Below are 18,002 nucleotides of genomic sequence, written 5' to 3' on the forward strand. Positions count from 1 at the left end.
TAAACGAATGCCCAGACTAAACCCAACGGGCCGTAATTAATGCTAATAATAGCACACTAATACCGACAATGAAATAGCGCATCCAGACCGGCCGGGTCAAATGTTCAATCAGATAATAGCGACTCACATTATAGGTGATATATAACACAATGGTGACTGCCAAAGCATTGACATAAACGCCCGACGGCATCCAGTTCGCCACCCAAAAGGTTTGAGCGCACACGATGGCTATTATGAGCGTATGCAGCCACTGGCGTCGGAATTCAATTAGATTGACCTGCAGCATTTGTAAAGATATTAGCCAGACAACGACCAGCACAATCAACGTCAACAACCAGGCGGGCCAATTGATGTACAGTATAGCGCTAAATGCAGCCACTGCCACAGCAAACATGGCACTAATATTCAGATAACTAGAGATACTCTGCAATGAGTGAACATTATACTTCTCTGTCCGATAGTAGTAGTAAAAAATATTAGTTAAATAAATTAACTGGGATATCGCCGATATGGCTATGACTAATTGGTGAAATATCACTCCCTCGGTAAAAAACAAAAGCAAAATAGTCGCGCTAATATAAAGCTCTAGACTGATCAATAATACACCGTATTCGTGGAGCGGTTTTCCGGCTGTTTGCCATGAGAGTGACAGCGCGACCAATAAAGCCATAACTGCCCACAACCAATAAAACCAGCCCGGCTGATAGAAAACCACCTCATAGGCGACCAAAGCGATAACAACCGATAATAATGGCTGAAGACGTTTGAGTAATATCATCGCAGGCTGGTTGATTTGAAGGTAAGGTTTATCCGACTGGATTCGGTGGCTAGGTTCTGGATATATGCGTTTAGCATTGCGCCATTGCTCACCGTGGCCAATTGGTTGAACAATGGTTGAATGTATGATGCCGGCAGGTTAATCTTTTGGACACGCAGATTCCGAGCGGCAAAGGCCAAGTGTCCCTCCGTTATCACCGGCTCGGCGTCTGCCACAAAGCGGTAGTACCCGTTTGATTGAAATAGTCTTCCATTGACCTGGACTTTCCCTGATTCAACCACAGCTTGCAAATCATAAAACACGGTGGCCGTACCAGGCAAACGGTCGAGCTGCTTTAACATGGTTGTCAGCTGGCCTTCATTGATTGTGCCGCTGCCCCCCAATGCATCTATCGATGTCGACCATCCCTCTCCCAATACCGGGCGAATCGGGACGATGGGACGATAAACAATCTGACTGATCACCGGTATATTAGCAATGCCGAAATATGCTACCACGCTCGCGATTATTAAAAGTATAAATGCCAAGCCAATAAGTCGGCGCAACCAGCGGTTGCTGCGCCACAATGTTGAAAGCAAACGACCGCCAGCGTGACTGCCTGGATTTGGCGTGGTAGTTGGTGTTAATGGCCGCTCTATTCTCGTCATGGATAATATATTATTGCGCCGATTCACTACTGCTCGGGTCAACCGCTCGGTACCCGGTCAAATAGTTTTGCCCGGTTCCAACAATTATTTCGCGGTTGCTCCCCTGAGCCGTCATTTGCCAGAGATCAACGGCGATATCCCCTGAACTCAAACGTAATTTCTCGTATACGACAACCGGTTCGCCTGGCATCCAAGCAGCTCGCCCGACTCCTTCCTGCAACGTCTGCTGGCTAGTGCCATCCGCTCTGATGCTTCCGATTGTTGATTGCCAGGTCGACTGCTTTGGAGCAAAGCGATACAATATCACTTCCCCATCATTAGACAAACTCAGCGACCATTCCAGCTCGCCCAATTCGATGTCGAAACGCGACAATTGTGACGTGGTTTGACTGCGCCAATCGGTCTGATACAGCACGTATCCGTTATTCTCTTGAGCGACGTAAATCACCGCATTATTAGATTGGGAAAAAATCGCCGATTCAACCGTGCCGGCCACAACCTGAAGCGATTCGGATAGCTCGCCCGTTCGATTTATTTCACGATAATACAATCCGTCCGACATCGGATAAATCATTCGCTGCCCAGTCTGGTCATAAGCCGCTCGCCCGGTGACCGTATCGACAGATCGAGAAGTGCGCGTTGCCAGATCTACCTGATTTAGAATTTGGCGGTCGCTATCGAAAGTCGTGTACATGAGATGATTGCCTAGCCGATCACAAATTATTTCAACCGGTTCCTGCCGGGTGGCCATGATAAATGTCGGCTCGGCTTGCGTAACCGACCCGAGCCATAGTTTATTGAAACCGTCGGTTTCGTCAAAGTAGGCATACTGCGTATCATTCATGCGACAGGCCAATTTAATATCTTTGGTTTCGGGAGTAAGCAGTCGGGGCTGATTATCCGCCCCCATTGTGGCTAAGCGGCCGCCAGTCGGACTGTTAATTAACCAGACCAAGCCCAAACCAGATGATTGTTGGCTGCGACTGTCAGTCTGGACGCCTTTAATTTGACTATCGGTGGGATTCTGATGTTGCGCCCAATACCACAACCCGACGCCACAGCCCAGTGCTAGTAATAGTAATCCGATTTTTAATTTCATGTGGTTATTACGCAACGACGTTTAAGCCGCTGCTAATTATTAGATCGTTTTAAAGACGGCGTCGCTAGCCGAGATTAATTGGTTATATATCTGGACGAATTGAGTGGCAGAGTACGGTCGGGCCGTGCCGATCGGGCGCAGCCAGCCGGGCCAGTCCATCAGGGTACGGCTATAAGCTGAAAGCCACATCGCGTCCGCTTCCAACACCAGCAGATAAGGTAGCGCCCGCTCAAACTCCCATTGCGGTATCAATCGGTCGGACTTCTGCGGTTGGTCGTATAACACACTAGCGTACCGCGCGGACCAGTGTGCCACCTCAGCCCCTTTGAGTGTTTTTTTCGGCATGATACCGGCAAACAGAACCGCCACCGCCGAAGCCATCAACAAAGGTAGCACCGCGACGAATATACCCGGATCGCTGACCAGTGCCGCAATGTTCAAAGCTAGCGTAATCAGCAACCAATTTACCGGCCGACGGAGATACCGGCGTCGCACTGTGGCGGGAGATTCGGTAAAATATCCCAGCGCAACTACATTATCGTACAGTGCGGTCGATAGATGTTTAGGCCGCGTCACCATACGCGCGGCCAGCTCGGAAAAGGTGGTCCTAGATTTTTGTTCAAAGATCCACTGAAGCAAACATCGTTCAAAAGTACCGAGCACCTGATCGTTTTTGTCCTGCTTCACCAGAACGAAACCTTTTCGATTGTGGCTCCAGGAGTGATCAATTCGTTCAATCGCCAGATACCTATGTACGGCCAGAAATATCAAACCAGCCGTTAAATCACGCCGATCGACACGCTCATCGACGATCACGCCTACCTGGCTGGGTGTCAGCTGCCCGGGGCCCAACTCTGGTTTTATTATTTGAGAGATCTTTGGATCGCGGCCGGCGCGACGCCAACGTCGATACCAGAACCACCAGGCCAACCAGGGTAGAATCCAGAACACTAGTACCAATGCCGCTAATCCATAACGAACCGGTTGGTACCACCAGGCTGGCCGCAATTCAAACGCGAAATAATCAGACTTACCACGCATCAATATCAGTTCTCGACTCTCGGAATGATAGCCAAAATGCTGCACCGTTAATGAAATCACTTCGCGATTCAGGGTTGGACTGCTGAGATAAAAAACATACGGCGTAGTTATGCCCAAATTTTGCCCGCCTACCAATATCCGAACTGATATTGATTCATTATTGACCCCATTAGCCGTTACTTTGAGCGTACCAGGATCATCCAATACCTCCTTGGGCCAGCTGGCAGAATAATTGATACTGCTCTTGGCTGGCAAGATTGAGCCGGCAAATTCAATCGTTTGCGAATCGATTATTCGGCTCCCGGCTAGATCACGTCGTCCAGTGGCGGTTCCGATGGTTAGTGATTGGCTGAAACGATCCAAATATTCCGCTGGGCGCGGCAACCGCACCCGGACTCTTAATTGATCAATTATCTCAGTCCGCGTATCGGTAGTCAGGGGCCATGACAATTGATCGAAGTTGTCAAAATAACTGACACAGCCGGTGGCGTTATATGAAATCTGCCAGCTGGCTCGCCCAGGTGAAACCGGAACTGATAAATTATAGCGCAGCAGGTCGTTGGAATCTGGCACCGGCCGAACCTCATGCACCACGGTGTCCCCTTTTTCATTCAATACCGTAAAGTCCTGCACTACGCTGTTTGCTGCGACCGGCCATTGCGCAGCCACTTCAGACACCGAACCCGTAAACAGATACGACCGAACTTCATGGAATTGGCAGATTCCATCCTTTGTCACCGTTACATCAGTTTGCCAGTTTTCAATCGCCCAGTCCGCCGCTTGGGATTGGCTTGGAAACAAACCGACCAATAACACCAAAAAGGCGACGCAATAAACTAACCAATAGTCTTTTATTTTGTCAGGCATATGCCGGCATATTTTACCATTTTTTGCCCGATACGGCAAATATGTTTCATTGGTTTATTTCACCACCATGGCCGACCGGATAAGGTTGTCAACTATGCCCCACAATCGGTATCTAACGGTTTACCTTTATCGGGTAATAATGTAAACCGGCATCACTTCCGATGCCGGCATCACATCACTTTATATGTAGACTACCCCGCGTTTGACCGTATTTAGGCTAAACGATGTAAATAGGTTTGAGCCGCTAATGAAGCGGCAGCGCCTTGACCAGCCGCGATAATAATTTGGTTATACGGTATATTTACCACATCTCCGGCGGCAAACAATCCGGGCAGTTTACTGGACATTAATTGATCGGCCACAATAAAACCAGCCGGGTCGAGTATGCCTAGATCTTTGACCATTTCCGTATTGGGAATTATGCCGATATGCACAAAGACGGCATCCGTATTAATGCGCCGGAGCTGACCGGTGGCTTTGTCCATATATTCCACCTCGGTGACTTGCTGATCGCCAATAATTTGTACGGTGGCAGCATCGTGGATTAATTCTACTTTCGAGTCGGCCTTAACCTTGTCGATATATACTTGTTCACCTTTGAATTCTGGATTTTTATTAATGGAATATACCCGCGTAGCCAGGTTTCGCATCATCAGGATTGATTCCAACGCTGAATTACCACCGCCAATCGTGGTGACAGTCTTGTTTTTGAACAATGGGCCGTCGCAAGTCGTACAGTATGATAAGCCTTTCTGATAAAGTTCCTTTTCGCCTGGCACATTCAGGTGTCGCGGCCTAACTCCCGACGCGACTATAACCGTTTTACTGTCATACGAGACCGTTTGCGATGATGCGTCTCGACCGGTAATCCGATAACCCAGTACTATCTTTTCAACTTTTTGTACTTCAAAACCGACTTCAACATTTACCTGGTTATGATCCAGCTGGGCGTTAAATTTCTGCGATAGTTCAACCCCGGTCGTTTCGTTGAAACCCAGATAGTTATCAACCCCGCCCGAGTGGGCAACTTCCCCGCCGAGATCCATGGCGAGTATTTTGAAATCTAGCTTAGCCCGTGCCGCGTAGATTGCCGCTGACGTTCCCGCCGCTGAACCGCCGATGATAATGAGGTCGTACATATATTATTTTACCGATTAGTTATTCTTTGTTTCTGAGCAATGCTCCGGGACAGGGACTCGATCCGGGGTTTAGCGCTCCGCCAAGCGGAGATCGCTCAACCCGTCTCAGCGGTCGCAAGTGAAGCAGTCCACTTGCTTTCTCCGCTTCGACACCCAATTACCAGGGCCACCCCACACCAGCCGTTTCACAAATTTTTGCTGATTACCACTCAATTGCACAGCTCCGGGACAGGGACTCGAACCCCAATTACCAGGGCCAGAACCTGGCGTCCTACCATTAGACGATCCCGGAGCTGTGCCATCGAATAGATTTTAAAGTACGGCGATGCGGGATGGCGTCCTTTTTATCCCAGAGCGCTGATCAGAAAATATTCGACTATAAAAATATGCGCCATCCGCCGAACCCACTTTACGCTTTTATTATTCAATCGTCAACCATCCTTTAGCCCACTACTTCCCCGCCGAATGTTTCGAGTAGCGGACTAACAATATCAGCATCAGAGAGCTCGTCGGACGCGACCACGTCGGCATCGATTGACCAGGCCTCGCCAAGCACTGTCTCAAGCACGCTCTCAATGGCCTGGCGGGTGCCGAGATGCTTGAGCCGCTCGGCATGGATCGGATATTGGCAATGCAGGATCAGCTTGCCATCACGTATCGCGCCGGGTCGGGCTAGTTTCAATACCAGCGCCAGAGGCTGGTTTTCTTGCTGGACTTTTTGGAGTATCTCTGGCCAGCGGGTTTGAATCTCGGATAGTTCCATTTTATGACCGGAAGACTTTGTAGCTGACCGTGTTGGTGTGTCAGCCGATTTCGATTCGGTGGGCGTGGCAGCCGGAGGAACGGCTGGCGGCTGCTGGTCGCTTTCGGTTCGGGGAGCGTCTAGGCTGCAAGCCTCAATCACTATCAACTCAAGCGGTAACTGGGGTATATCCAGATTCTTAATATCCCGCTCTCGATCCAGCAGGGCATTTATCCAGGCGACTAACCGGTTCATTTCAATTTCAGGTATCAACGCCCGGAGCGCCTGATCTTGGTCGGCGCTGAGTTCAAACTGGTTGGCACCGCTTAGATTACCACCGGCTTTGATCAACAAAAATAACCGGAGCCAATCGACCAGCTCATGCGAGAATTGAACGAAGTTTACTCCTTCTTCGGCCAGGGTGTTGATTGTTTCCAGGGCTCCGGTGATGTCGCGCCGGACAACACATTCGATTAGCTTCATAACCGCATCAGCATGCGAGCGCGGCAATACGATCTGAGCCAGCTCGGCGGTAATCTTCTTTTCGCCCACCGTCAGCACCTGGCCCAAAAGACTCTCGGCATCGCGCGATGAACCTTCCGCCAATCGAATAATTCCATACAACACCTCATCGACCACTTCTTTGCCTTCTGACTTGGCCAAACGTTTCAGACGCTCAAATAAATCATCCCGGGCAATCTTGCGAAAATCAAACCGCTGGCAACGTGAAATGATTGTTTCAGGAAGTTTGTGCAGTTCAGTGGTACAGAGGATAAAAATTGCGTGCGCGGGAGGTTCTTCCAGGGTTTTTAGTAAAGCGTTGAACGCCGCCGCCGATAACATATGAATTTCATCGATGATAAATACCTTATATGGCCAACGCGCGGGCGTGAATCGGGCATTCTCAATGATATTATCCCGCACATTATCTACGCCGGTGTGTGAAGCGGCATCAATCTCGATCAAATCTAACGATTGCCCGGCGGTGATCTCCCGACAAGCTTCGCATTCGTTGCATGGTTCACTCTCGTTCGGCTTTCGATTCTGACAATTCACCGCTTTGGCGAAGATCCGGGCGGTGGTTGTCTTACCAACGCCGCGCGGTCCCGAAAACAAATAGGCGTGGGCTAATTTTTGGGTGCTAATCTCGTTGGCGAGAGTGATCCGGATGTGTTGTTGACCCGCCAAACCGTCAAACGTCTGGGGGCGATATTTTCGATAGAGTGTTTCGGCCATAGTGTGTAGTTTGTCTGTTCATTGTAGCAGGAATTCGACCCGCCGGCAAAAATCAAAAACTACCGCGCGCATCAAAGTGCGGCTGTCATCCGGATATGTTACCGCCCGGCCTTAAATATCCTCTACGGCGACTGTTTCAGGTTCGGGTAAATCAGCGGCCGAGAGACCGGAGGCCTTTTTGATGATATTCTCAACCGCGGCCCACTTGGTGTCCTTGTCTTTTGGTATCAGCACCACAACCTCATCACCCGGCTCGCCTTTGAAGTAGGTAATACTAGCCAAAAGCACCCGATAGCTCTTGTTATTAGCCAAGACCCGGTATTCGTGGGTTTCTTCATCCCGGGTAAGTATGCCAATCAATCTGATGCGGTCGGTTGGGCCAATCTGCTTGTAGATGAACGAGCCATCACCGGTAATCGTCAGCTTTAACGTATCGCCCTCAATCAGTTTCGATTTTGACGCGTAATTAGCCGGCACGGAATATTGCTTGCCATCTGGCCCGATCATATTCTGACCGTCAAAAATGCCTTCAATAACCTTGCCTTCATCGCTATCCAGCATCCGGCCCGCTACCGGCTGTTTCACGGACGTATCAGTCGACAAAGTACCGCCAGCCATTTCATCCAAAAGCTGCCGGGCAATCTGCAGATTAGCTTGGGCGGTTTCGATCATTTCGTGGATTTTTTGGAGATTGTTTGAATTTGGCATTTTTTTGGACGCTTTTAGTTTTTGTCAATAAAATAAGTAGTTTGGAGTATAACAGAGAGAGCTCCGGCTGTCAACTGGCTCGATTCAGGCCGTTTTCATCAGCCCCGGGGCTCGGCTGGATGGGTGGTCGGTATGGGGGCTTTTGACGCACCCAGCTGACTGCTTTCGATAATCTCGCGTTCCACGGCGGATTGATCTCGGCCATATTTGACCCGCGACAACTGCTTTATCTTGGCCGCTAATTCAGCATTGCCCTTAACTGGCGGCAATGGCTGGAAGTTGAAGGCTCGCACCGGCTGATTGTCGACCAACAGCTTGATGATGGCATTGTACTTTTCGATATTCAATAGATCGTATTCGTTGAAAACCGGAGCATAAATCTTTGATACCGTTTCAGCGTCTTCCACGCCAATTTTGAATGCTGCCATGGTGCCGGCGTTGCCCAGTACCGCGTCGCGTATTTTAGTGTCCTGGTTTTGTACCAGCTGGCCCATGTACTGGTGGGCGATGATAAGATTCAGCCGGTACTTCCGGGCTTCGGATAATATCGTGGCAATGCTGTCCGTAATAAAGTTTTGAAACTCATCAATATAGAGATAGAAGTCGTGGCGCTGTTCTTGCGGCATATCGGCTCGCGATAGAGCCGCCATCTGCAGTTTTGAGACAATAATCAGGCCCAGCAATGAACTATTGACTTCGCCGGTCTTACCTTTGGCCAGATTGACCAGCAGGATTTTCTTCTCATTCATAACAGCCTTGAAATCGAATCCGGAATGTGGCTGGCCAATGATGTTTCGCATCATCCGATTCTCGACAAAGCGACCGACTTTGGAAATCAGATAGCCCATCATTTCCGATTTGTGGAAATCGCTGGTCTTGGCCATTTCTTTTTCCCAGAACGCCCGCACGATCGGATCGGTGACAAACTTTAACTTGTACTTTTGGAATTCCGGGTCGGTAAACATGCGCGGGATGTCGGTGATCGTGCCGGGATGCTGCGCGTCCTCCATTAAGGTCAGCATAACATTGCGCATATTGTGCTCGAACATCGGGCCGATCATCTCGGGTGGAAACAACTTGTAGAAAATGGCGATCATTTCCTGAACGGCAAAGTCTCGCTCCTCGGGACGATCCGCTTCCAGCATGTTCAAACCAACCGGGCGTTCCGTGTCTGACGGGTCGAAGATAATCACATCGTCCGCCCGCTGAACCGGGATATGCTCTAAAATATCTTCAATCAAATCACCGTGCGGGTCAATCACGCACACGCCTTCACCATTTTCAATATCCTGCACTGCCATGTTGATAATCAGGTTCGATTTACCAACACCCGATTTTCCGATCATGTAGAAATGGCGGCGCCGATCGTCGCGCTTGATCCGCACAAAAGTCTCCCGGCCGCGGAAATTACTCTTACCCAGCACTAGGCCCTCTTTGGGAATATTAACCGGCGGACCAGACCGTTTGGCTGACGCCCACCGAATATTGGGAGTTTCAGTGTCAGACAATGGCAAATGAAACAAGCTGGTCAGCTCTTCGGTGTTCAATATCATGGCATGCCGGGAATGAAAATGTCGATAGATGAAGTCCCGGATCAGATTGTGCTGCCAGTGGCCGCGGGGCTTGATCCGGACAAATCGATTGCCCACTTCCTGCAGGGCATATTGGTTAAAAGTGTTTACGATATTGTCCAGAGTCAGATTGGCCCGCATTTTGTCGGCGCCGGCAACGACAATTCGTACATTGACCTCAAACCCAACTTTGCTGACTTTTTCGCCGATCGACTTGATCCGCTCCTCTTCCATCGGCGACATGTGGTAAAATCGCTGTTCTTCCGCCGCTTTTTGTTCTTTATCGCGGTTGGAAAAAGCCGAGCTCCAGACCACGTCCATGGTTGATCCCAATCCGGCACCATTAGATTTTCCGGTGATCACTTGATGGGTATACTTTTGGGCGCCGGTCTGCCAGCCCCGCGGCGCCGGCCGGACTAATATTTGTATGGCTGCCCCTTCCGGTTCCCGTACTTTGCTCAGTACATTAGTAATGGCGCTCATCGGATCTGATTCCATTTTTTGATAGGTCCGAATCGGAAATATGCTGCGCTGACTTAACCGCAAATATGTGCCGACGATAAACGATTCGTGATGGAAGATGTTATAATCATGCACCGATTCGATTTCGGCTTCGGGATATTGCGCGTGGATCTGCTGTTCCACAAATTCGGCGTACTTATGCGGTACTGCGAAATAGAATGTCACCTCATCCTGATCGGCCACAATCTCCATGCCAATATGATCCTGCCGTCCAAACAGCAATCGTGAGTACCAGCGTTGGAAACGGACTATTCCCCCGATGTTGGCGTACAGCGCCTCGGCTACGGCCATCAATTCTTTCATGCCGCCCTGAGGCCGGTCGGAACGCTCTTCGAGCTCCATGTGCTCCTTCGGCACCATTACGCGTAATATAGTTTTCTGAAACGCCGCTGGTATGTGGCTGCCGGACGTGATGAACAATGCCCGGATCATCCAGAGCAGACCCACCAACACCAACAGGCTTCCAGCAATGATAACTACCGGCCAAATAAAACCGGACACCCGGGACACAAATGAGTCCATTGGCGTAACCTCGACGACTGGTAGCACCACCCATATCATGGCCGTTGGTCGCGGTTCATGGCGAGTATTTTATCCGTTTTTATTTTCGCCTCTTGCTCCAGGTAGTGCTTATTTACGCCGGGAATTGATTTGAGCCAATGACGGATGATGTCCAGTACTTTCTTAGCCGTTATTTTAGCGGTTCGAATCAGCTGGTCTATTTTGGTGGCAGCCAGCTCTCCTTCCTGCTTCATCTTGGCTTGGTGTTTAGGATCGAGCTGCTGGTAAATAACCGCCAGATCTTCCTGAAGAATATGTTCAATTTTAACCAGCTCGGGTGATTTGACTGCTGGTGTGGCCGGAATTGTTGGCGCCGTGGTGCCGGGAAAGGCCCTTGATTCGCGACCGGTTTGGTTCTCGTTTTGAATCTGGGAACGGTTTTCTTGTTTCTCTAAAGTTGATTCAATTTCAACGCGGCCGCTTTCGGGCGGCCTTTCATTGCGGGCGTTGTCGGGCGTGAACCCGCTCTCAGTGTTTTGTGTTTCTGGTTTTTCGGGAAATGCCATATTTCACTAAATATCATATCACAAAACCGGCTTTTTTACAACAACTGCGCCCGCCAAACATTGACAAATTCCACTGGCTATGCTAATATATTCGATTCAGCAGAACCGAAACTGTAGTCACCCACAGCCATAGGAGGCATGTCATGCGTTCCAACAAGCTCTTTTATGCGTCATTGTTTGCTCTCGCGGCCGCCATCCTCTTGCTGGGTGGGTGTGCCGCAGCCGGAGGTGCTTGGATCAGCATCCCCCGCAACCCATGCGATGTCGCCGCCGATATCATATCGGGCGGCGGGTCGTCGGTCTACATCCGCGAAAACGGGTACTTCAACCCGTTGCGGAAGCAGACCAAGGCCGTGGCAGACAGCATTGCCACTATCACCACTGAGGAGGTAGTGCTGTTCCCCGGCCAGGGCATGCAGTTCGCGGTCGCGCCCGGCCGCATTCCCAAGGGCATGAAGATCGCCTCGATCCGATACATGGTGGACCAGAACAACCACTGGCGCCACGTGGATATCGAGGCTGATCACGGTGGTGGTCCAGGCTCTCGATTCTGTATCGAGAACAAGGGAGATGGCTATCACGTCCTGACGGTCCGGGTGGTCTTCACCGACTGCCTGACCGAGGACTTGAACGTCATAAACGACGTCCATGTGCCGCTGTTCGCCGCGCCGACCAAACGGGCGGCGCTCAACGCCAAGTACGGCTGGGGTTAACACCTCGAGCCACCAATCAAACGCCGCTTGGGTCCGATCCCCAACCGGCGTTTAAACTATCCTATTGTTCTTGCTTTATTCCTGAAAATGTGCTACAATATATATGTTGATTAGCTACACGAAACAAAAATACAACCAAAATGGGATTAAACGTCCGAACAGTCCAACACAACGGCTTGCGTTGGATCAATATCGTTAAGCCGACCGACGACGAGGTGTCATACCTGCGGCGCGAGTTTAAGTTTCACCCGCTTGATTTGCGGGACTGTCTCTCACCCGCCCAGCGTCCCAAGATTGAAAAATACCCCGACTATATTTTCTTAGTGCTGCTCTTTCCGGTGTTCAACCGTAAGACGCGTGAAATTTTCCCGGCCGAGGTGGACTTTTTCATTGGGCCGGATTACCTGATCACGGTTCATGACGATCAGCTGGTACCGCTGGTTGACCTGTTTGAACTGTGCAATATGAATGATGACGCGGTCCAAAAGAACCTCAAGGACGGTATCCAATCGCTGCTTTACACGGTTTTGAACTCACTGATGCAGTACTGCTACCCGATGATGGATCATTTGAGTATCGACATTTCTACTATTGAAAAGAAGATATTTGCCGGCGAAGAAAAAACCATGGTCAAGGAAATCTTGATCATCCGGCGCAACATCACGAACTTCCGCAAGGTTATGCAGACGCACAAGAACATCATCAAGAAGCTGGTCGAGAGCCGGGACGAGCGGGTGTATCGCCTAACCGGTCTGATGATCTATTTCCAACAGCTAGTGGAAGATGCTAAAGACATTTGGGACACGCTGCAGGGCTTCAAGGAAGCGATTGAGGCATTGCAGGAAACCAATGAGTCCCTGATTTCATTCAAGATCAACGACGTTATCAAGACGCTGACCATCATTTCCGTGCTGGCTCTGCCGGTAAACTTTGTGGTTTTCATGTTTAGTGCCGGCGCTGCCAATACGCCTTTCATTCACGTAGCCAATGGCTTCTGGATTCTGGGTGGTTTGTGCGCCGTCGTTGGACTGTCATTGTTCGCCTACGTCAAGAAAAAAGGCATGCTCAAATAAACTATGGAATACTTCCCCTACATATTAATTGTTTTCCTGATCATGGCGGCTGTCGCCCTGTGGTGGGCGCGGGGTCGAGGCCGTAACTTAACGCCCGGCCGAACGCCGATACTGGATCTATATTCCCGCGATCTGACCGAACTGGCCCAGGAAAACAAGATCGACCCAGTAATCGGGCGCAGCTATGAGCTGCACCGGGTAATCCAAATTCTATCCCGCCGGACCAAGAACAACCCGGTGATTCTGGGCGAATCGGGCGTGGGCAAAACCGCCATCGTGGAAAAGCTGGCATCCGAGATTGCCAAAGGCAACGTGCCCGGACCGATAAAAAAGAAGCGGGTGCTGCAGCTCGATATCTCCAGCTTGGTGGCCGGCACGAAATATCGCGGCGAATTTGAGAAGCGGCTCAAGAGCATCCTGGATGAAATCACCGTGTCGGAACGCAACATTATCCTTTTCATTGACGAAATCCATACACTGGCCGAAGCCGGCGAAGCCAGCGGTGCTATTAATGCCGCCGATATTCTCAAACCGGCTCTGGCTCGCGGCGACCTGCAGGTAGTGGGCGCCACCACGGTACAGGATTATAGGAAGTACATTGAACACGATCTGACGCTGGAACGACGCTTCCAGCCGGTAACCATTGGCGAAGCGACCGCCGAGGAGACGCTCGAAATATTGCAGGGCGTTCGAAACCGGTACGAAGACCACCATCAGGTTGAAATAACCAATGAAGCGATCACCGCGGCGATTAAACTGTCAGAAAAAGCCCTGCCCCAGCGGACCTTTCCGGATAAGGCTATTGATATCATTGACGAAGCCGCCGCCAAGGTTCGGCTGGATGCAATTACCAATCCCGACAAGTACAAAGGCGGTCTCTATCCCCAAGTTACCACCGAGGATGTCAAGGAAATAATTGCCGAGTGGAACAACGAGAAGAATAAAGCCAACCATCAAAACGTCATCCACAAAGACATGTAATAGTTACGATCCCGCCTTAGCGACCCGGCCTCCAGAACTGGAGGCTTTTTCAATTCCGTTTCGCTGGAGTATTGATGGATTTATTATCCAATTATTGATACAATGAGGATATATGGTGCAGTTTTTTAATACACTGACTCGAACCAAAGAGGTTTTCAAACCGTTAAAGAAAAGTGCGGTCAGTTTATATACCTGCGGACCAACCGTTTATAACTACGCCCACATCGGCAATTTGCGCACCTACTTGTTCGAAGATGTGCTCAAGCGGGCGCTGCTTTGGAATGGCTACAAGGTGAAACACGTGATGAATATCACCGACGTTGGCCACCTAACTTCAGACGCCGATACGGGTGAGGATAAAATTGAAGCCGGCGCGCGCCGCGAAGGACGATCAGCTGCCGAACTGGCTCGGTTCTATACAGAAGCTTTCCAGCACGACCTGAAGGGGTTGAACATTATTGAGCCATCCGTTTGGGTAAAAGCAACCGCGCATATCAAAGAGCAAATCGCGCTGATCAAAACCCTAGAGAAAAAAGGATTTACCTATCGAACCAGTGATGGCATTTATTATGATACTTCGAAATTTAAAAAGTACGGGCGGTTAGCGCGATTAAACTTAGCCGGACAGAAAGAGGGGGCGCGCGTGGCTCGCAATACCGAGAAGAAACACCCGACTGATTTCGCACTGTGGAAGTTTTCACCAACCGGCACCAAACGTCAGATGGAATGGCCGTCACCCTGGGGTGTCGGCTTTCCCGGCTGGCACGTCGAGTGTTCGGCAATGAGCATAAAATGCCTGGGTAAGACGATCGATATTCACACCGGCGGCGTTGACCACATTCCAGTACATCATGAGAATGAAATCGCCCAGTCCGAGGCGGCCACGGGCCAGAAGTTTGTGGACTACTGGCTGCATGGCGAATTTCTGCAGATTAACGACGGCCGCATGGGCAAGTCGAAGGGTAATTTCATTACATTGAAAACTTTACAGGAAAGGAAAATCCATCCTCTAGCCTACCGTTACTTCGTACTTCAGGCCCATTACCGATCGAAGCTAAACTTCACCTGGGACGCGCTCAAAGCCGCCCAGCGCGGGCTCGATAGTATCTGGCACCGGATTGATTCCGAACCCGACAAACGTGGCCGAGGTTTGCCAAAGTTTGAGGAAAAATTTAGCCAGGCTATTAACGATGATCTGAACACTGCCAAAGCTCTTAGTGTAGTCTCGGGTCTGTTGCGCGCGTCCGCTCCCTGGCCGAATAAATACGCCTCCCTGCTGAAATTCGACAAAGTGCTGGGCTTGAATCTCTCAATCGATCCAAAACGAGCCGGCCAGGTGGAAATCCCTGCCTATGTGCTGGAATTAGCCCGCCGGCGCGAACTCGCCCGCCAGATCAAAGACTTCCGCCAATCCGACCAACTACGGAGTGAGATCGAACGGCTGGGTTTCCAGATTGAAGATGCTCCGGACGGGCCGAAGATTAAACCGGCTAAGTAAATCTCAACCGCCCTTTTTCATCTCGTCATTGCGAGGAGCGAGCAAAGCGAGCGACGAAGCAATCCCCCAGTTTGTACCAACCGACAACGGGATTGCCACGCCCGCCGACTCGCTCGCAATGACTGGTTTTATATTTTCTTTGTTATTCTAAAAAGCTCCCGACGGGAGCGTCCTTCCTTTTTTCCTTCTTCCTTATTACTTCTTCCTTGTTACTTATTTAATCGTCCAACGCCGCCGTCGATCGTCTCCGTCTCGGCTCGGATTTGATCAACATCATCAACACAATCGGTGCGACAATCCAGATGAACCGGCCAGCCTCGCTGGTAAATATCTGCCGGGTCAGCGGTGCTAAAGTGTTAGTCGCGCTGGGCGGTAAAAACGATAGGGTAATGCTGATCAGCAGTCCAACGTGCAGCATACTGAACACGATAATTTGCCAGAAACTGCCCCGATTGTCACCGGAGGCAATTGTATTGAGCAGTGCCGAACGGGACAGCAGCATGAACAGAACAATGAACACGCCCAGGAAGAGCGATGCTCGGACGACAAATAGATTATTTACGCCCACCTCGGCATTGATGTTGCCCAGATACGGCGCGGTGTTGACCACCGCCAGTGCCATATAGATGCTGACCAGGATTACCACGATCCGGTCGCGACCCAGCGACAAGCCGTAGAGAAACGCCGAAATTACGAAAAACAAAATAATAAACAAGTCCCAACTGGGCTTGGACCAGTCGATATTGGCGATGAAGCTAGAGTTGACGTTGGCAACTGCCGCAAAAATCATGGCTTTTTGTGTGTGTATATCCTGCTAACCTATATATTATAGCACAATTGGGATTTAGTCGCAATGTGCAAATTATAGATTCACTAATAATGTCGATAAAAGATTACGGATTCTTTGTCTTGCCTGTATTTACAATAATTATTTTCTTGTTTGCTGGTATATTTTTCTTGATCTGTAATAAAAGGCCTAAACCAGCGATCCCGGATGGTTCGCAGTTAATTCCCTGTGTACCAGCTACCTTCATCGCCTGTTCTAGGTACTTCTCACGAAGGTTATATACCCGACTCATTTTCCCCGTTAATCCAGTGTATTGATAAAATCGTATCCATTGTTTAGAGTAATTCGCAAAGGGTAGAAAAGGAGCATATAGCTTATCTGCTTTACTTCTTGGGTTTGTCGTTGTAGCCCCTAGAACGGATGCTCTCTTAAGTATCTGTCGATTACCACGAAAACGTGGATCACATCTATTGTAACTTAATTCATTCTTTATAATATTCATAATGTTTTCGTATAGCTGTCCGGTACCGTATGGAACAAAAATATATTCGGCGTCACTGTTAATGATTTCATAACTCAACCAGTCGTAGAATCTGACTGTCGGATCATATGCATCATTCGAGGTTATATCAAAACCACCCCGATTATTTGTTAACCGTAGTATATCTTCCCAATTCAGGATTTTTCTTCCGAGATCCTTTAAATATACTTTGCAGCCGATAGCTTTCAAACAACTTACTTTATCAACCTTTGTTTGAGAATCCATCAAGACGCGTAGATTTGGTAGACTATATTTTCTTAATTGTGTCTGTATCGCAAGAGCCGCGGAGCCAGAGCTCAATATTGATAATGCTGGGAGTTTCTTAATTCTCCCCGCCTTTTTCGATAGCAATAAATCCCGATATGTAACCACCATCTCCCAAGCCATTCTGTCCTTGTGAGTTCCGGTAAGATTCTTGCTTTCATCTTTTAACCAGACATTGGTAAAACCTGATACTTTTATCTTGTACGTTGGTGTGGCGGGAAATCTCGGATGATCGGGAGGATATTCGGGTTTATTCGGATTATTTTCCGAGGCAACCACAATTGTTTTCAGTATATGTTCTTCTTTCTGTGATAAAGCCATATGATCTTAATCCTTTAGTTTAGCAATAATAAACTCTGGGGCAATGTTACATCAAACGACCTTGGTCTGACATCGGCCGGTATGCCGGGGGCGTCGGTCGGTGTGCGATGTGTTTCTTCGCCTAGAACTTGTCCCATCGGTTGAACCGGCTCAACGCGCCTGACGGTAGCACCGCGCACCGCGGTCGTAGTTGGTTGTGAATCTTGGTTCAAGCCAACTATCCCCGCCAAAATAACCAGCGCCGCTCCCCAAGCAATCGCGATAGCCGATAACCAATGAATCTCCCGGTGGGCCGGGAAGTCGTGCCAGCGTGCGTACCAACTCCGCCGCACTACTGGTAGATTGGTGGGCGGATGGCTTAGGTTCTTCTTATGTGCGCGGCGTTTTGGTTTGGGCATATATATTAA

15 protein-coding genes, 1 tRNA gene and 1 pseudogene are annotated in these 18,002 nt (G+C 49.6%); 4 read left to right on the forward strand and 13 right to left on the reverse strand.

From position 1 onward, the window contains the following. Positions 1-16: 16 nt before the first annotated feature. The 10 genes from WC734_02125 to WC734_02170 all read right to left on the reverse strand — a co-directional run bounded on the left by WC734_02125 (position 17) and on the right by WC734_02170 (position 11,417). Positions 17-778 carry a hypothetical protein gene (locus WC734_02125; protein MFA6197936.1) on the reverse strand — a complete coding sequence of 254 codons (762 nt, stop codon included), beginning with the start codon at positions 776-778 and terminating at the stop codon, positions 17-19. Beyond that, entirely contained in the window at positions 775-1,425 is a 651-nt protein-coding gene (locus WC734_02130) for a hypothetical protein (protein MFA6197937.1), read from the reverse strand. Before WC734_02130 ends, WC734_02125 begins: the two co-directional genes overlap by 4 nt. 10 nt (positions 1,426-1,435) lie before the next feature. Further along, positions 1,436-2,524, reverse strand: coding sequence for a hypothetical protein (locus tag WC734_02135; protein MFA6197938.1), 1,089 nt, complete (start codon positions 2,522-2,524; stop codon positions 1,436-1,438). 39 nt (positions 2,525-2,563) lie between these two features. Next, positions 2,564-4,432 carry a DUF2207 domain-containing protein gene (locus tag WC734_02140; protein ID MFA6197939.1) on the reverse strand — a complete coding sequence of 623 codons (1,869 nt, stop codon included), beginning with the start codon at positions 4,430-4,432 and terminating at the stop codon, positions 2,564-2,566. 212 nt (positions 4,433-4,644) lie between these two features. After that, positions 4,645-5,571, reverse strand: a complete 927-nt coding sequence (locus tag WC734_02145; protein MFA6197940.1) for an FAD-dependent oxidoreductase — start codon at positions 5,569-5,571, stop codon at positions 4,645-4,647. Between the two features lie 221 nt (positions 5,572-5,792). Then, positions 5,793-5,863: transfer RNA gene (locus WC734_02150), tRNA-Gln, on the reverse strand. A 150-nt stretch (positions 5,864-6,013) separates the two neighbouring features. After that, a complete protein-coding gene (gene dnaX, locus WC734_02155) occupies positions 6,014-7,549 on the reverse strand; it encodes a DNA polymerase III subunit gamma/tau (GenBank protein ID MFA6197941.1) in 1,536 nt (511 codons plus the stop codon). Positions 7,550-7,660: 111 nt separating this feature from the next. Beyond that, positions 7,661-8,257: a hypothetical protein gene (locus WC734_02160; GenBank protein ID MFA6197942.1), complete on the reverse strand. Its 597-nt coding sequence runs from the start codon at positions 8,255-8,257 to the stop codon at positions 7,661-7,663. A 98-nt stretch (positions 8,258-8,355) separates the two neighbouring features. Continuing rightward, positions 8,356-10,872: a type IV secretion system DNA-binding domain-containing protein gene (locus WC734_02165; GenBank protein ID MFA6197943.1), complete on the reverse strand. Its 2,517-nt coding sequence runs from the start codon at positions 10,870-10,872 to the stop codon at positions 8,356-8,358. Between the two features lie 35 nt (positions 10,873-10,907). Beyond that, positions 10,908-11,417: a hypothetical protein gene (locus WC734_02170; protein MFA6197944.1), complete on the reverse strand. Its 510-nt coding sequence runs from the start codon at positions 11,415-11,417 to the stop codon at positions 10,908-10,910. A gap of 143 nt (positions 11,418-11,560) precedes the next feature. Between WC734_02170 and WC734_02175 the strand changes: the two genes are divergently transcribed. From WC734_02175 to cysS, 4 genes and pseudogenes are all read left to right on the forward strand, one after another. Then, entirely contained in the window at positions 11,561-12,130 is a 570-nt protein-coding gene (locus WC734_02175) for a hypothetical protein (GenBank protein ID MFA6197945.1), read from the forward strand. Positions 12,131-12,270: 140 nt separating this feature from the next. Continuing rightward, positions 12,271-13,203: a magnesium transporter CorA family protein gene (locus WC734_02180; protein MFA6197946.1), complete on the forward strand. Its 933-nt coding sequence runs from the start codon at positions 12,271-12,273 to the stop codon at positions 13,201-13,203. 102 nt (positions 13,204-13,305) lie between these two features. Continuing rightward, positions 13,306-14,184 (forward strand): annotated as a pseudogene (locus WC734_02185) (AAA family ATPase). A gap of 112 nt (positions 14,185-14,296) precedes the next feature. Beyond that, complete coding sequence (gene cysS / locus WC734_02190; GenBank protein ID MFA6197947.1) at positions 14,297-15,682, forward strand: cysteine--tRNA ligase; 1,386 nt, start codon at positions 14,297-14,299, stop codon at positions 15,680-15,682. 217 nt (positions 15,683-15,899) lie between these two features. Here the strand turns inward: cysS and WC734_02195 are convergent, their stop codons facing one another. From WC734_02195 to WC734_02205, 3 genes are all read right to left on the reverse strand, one after another. After that, positions 15,900-16,472: a hypothetical protein gene (locus WC734_02195; GenBank protein MFA6197948.1), complete on the reverse strand. Its 573-nt coding sequence runs from the start codon at positions 16,470-16,472 to the stop codon at positions 15,900-15,902. 103 nt (positions 16,473-16,575) lie between these two features. Beyond that, complete coding sequence (locus WC734_02200; GenBank protein MFA6197949.1) at positions 16,576-17,595, reverse strand: pyridoxal-phosphate dependent enzyme; 1,020 nt, start codon at positions 17,593-17,595, stop codon at positions 16,576-16,578. Positions 17,596-17,609: 14 nt separating this feature from the next. Next, positions 17,610-17,993 carry a hypothetical protein gene (locus tag WC734_02205; GenBank protein MFA6197950.1) on the reverse strand — a complete coding sequence of 128 codons (384 nt, stop codon included), beginning with the start codon at positions 17,991-17,993 and terminating at the stop codon, positions 17,610-17,612. Positions 17,994-18,002: the final 9 nt, after the last annotated feature.

It is taken from the genome of Patescibacteria group bacterium (assembly GCA_041661625.1).
Taxonomy (GTDB): Bacteria; Patescibacteriota; Patescibacteriia; order JAHIZJ01; family JAHIZJ01; genus JBAZUB01.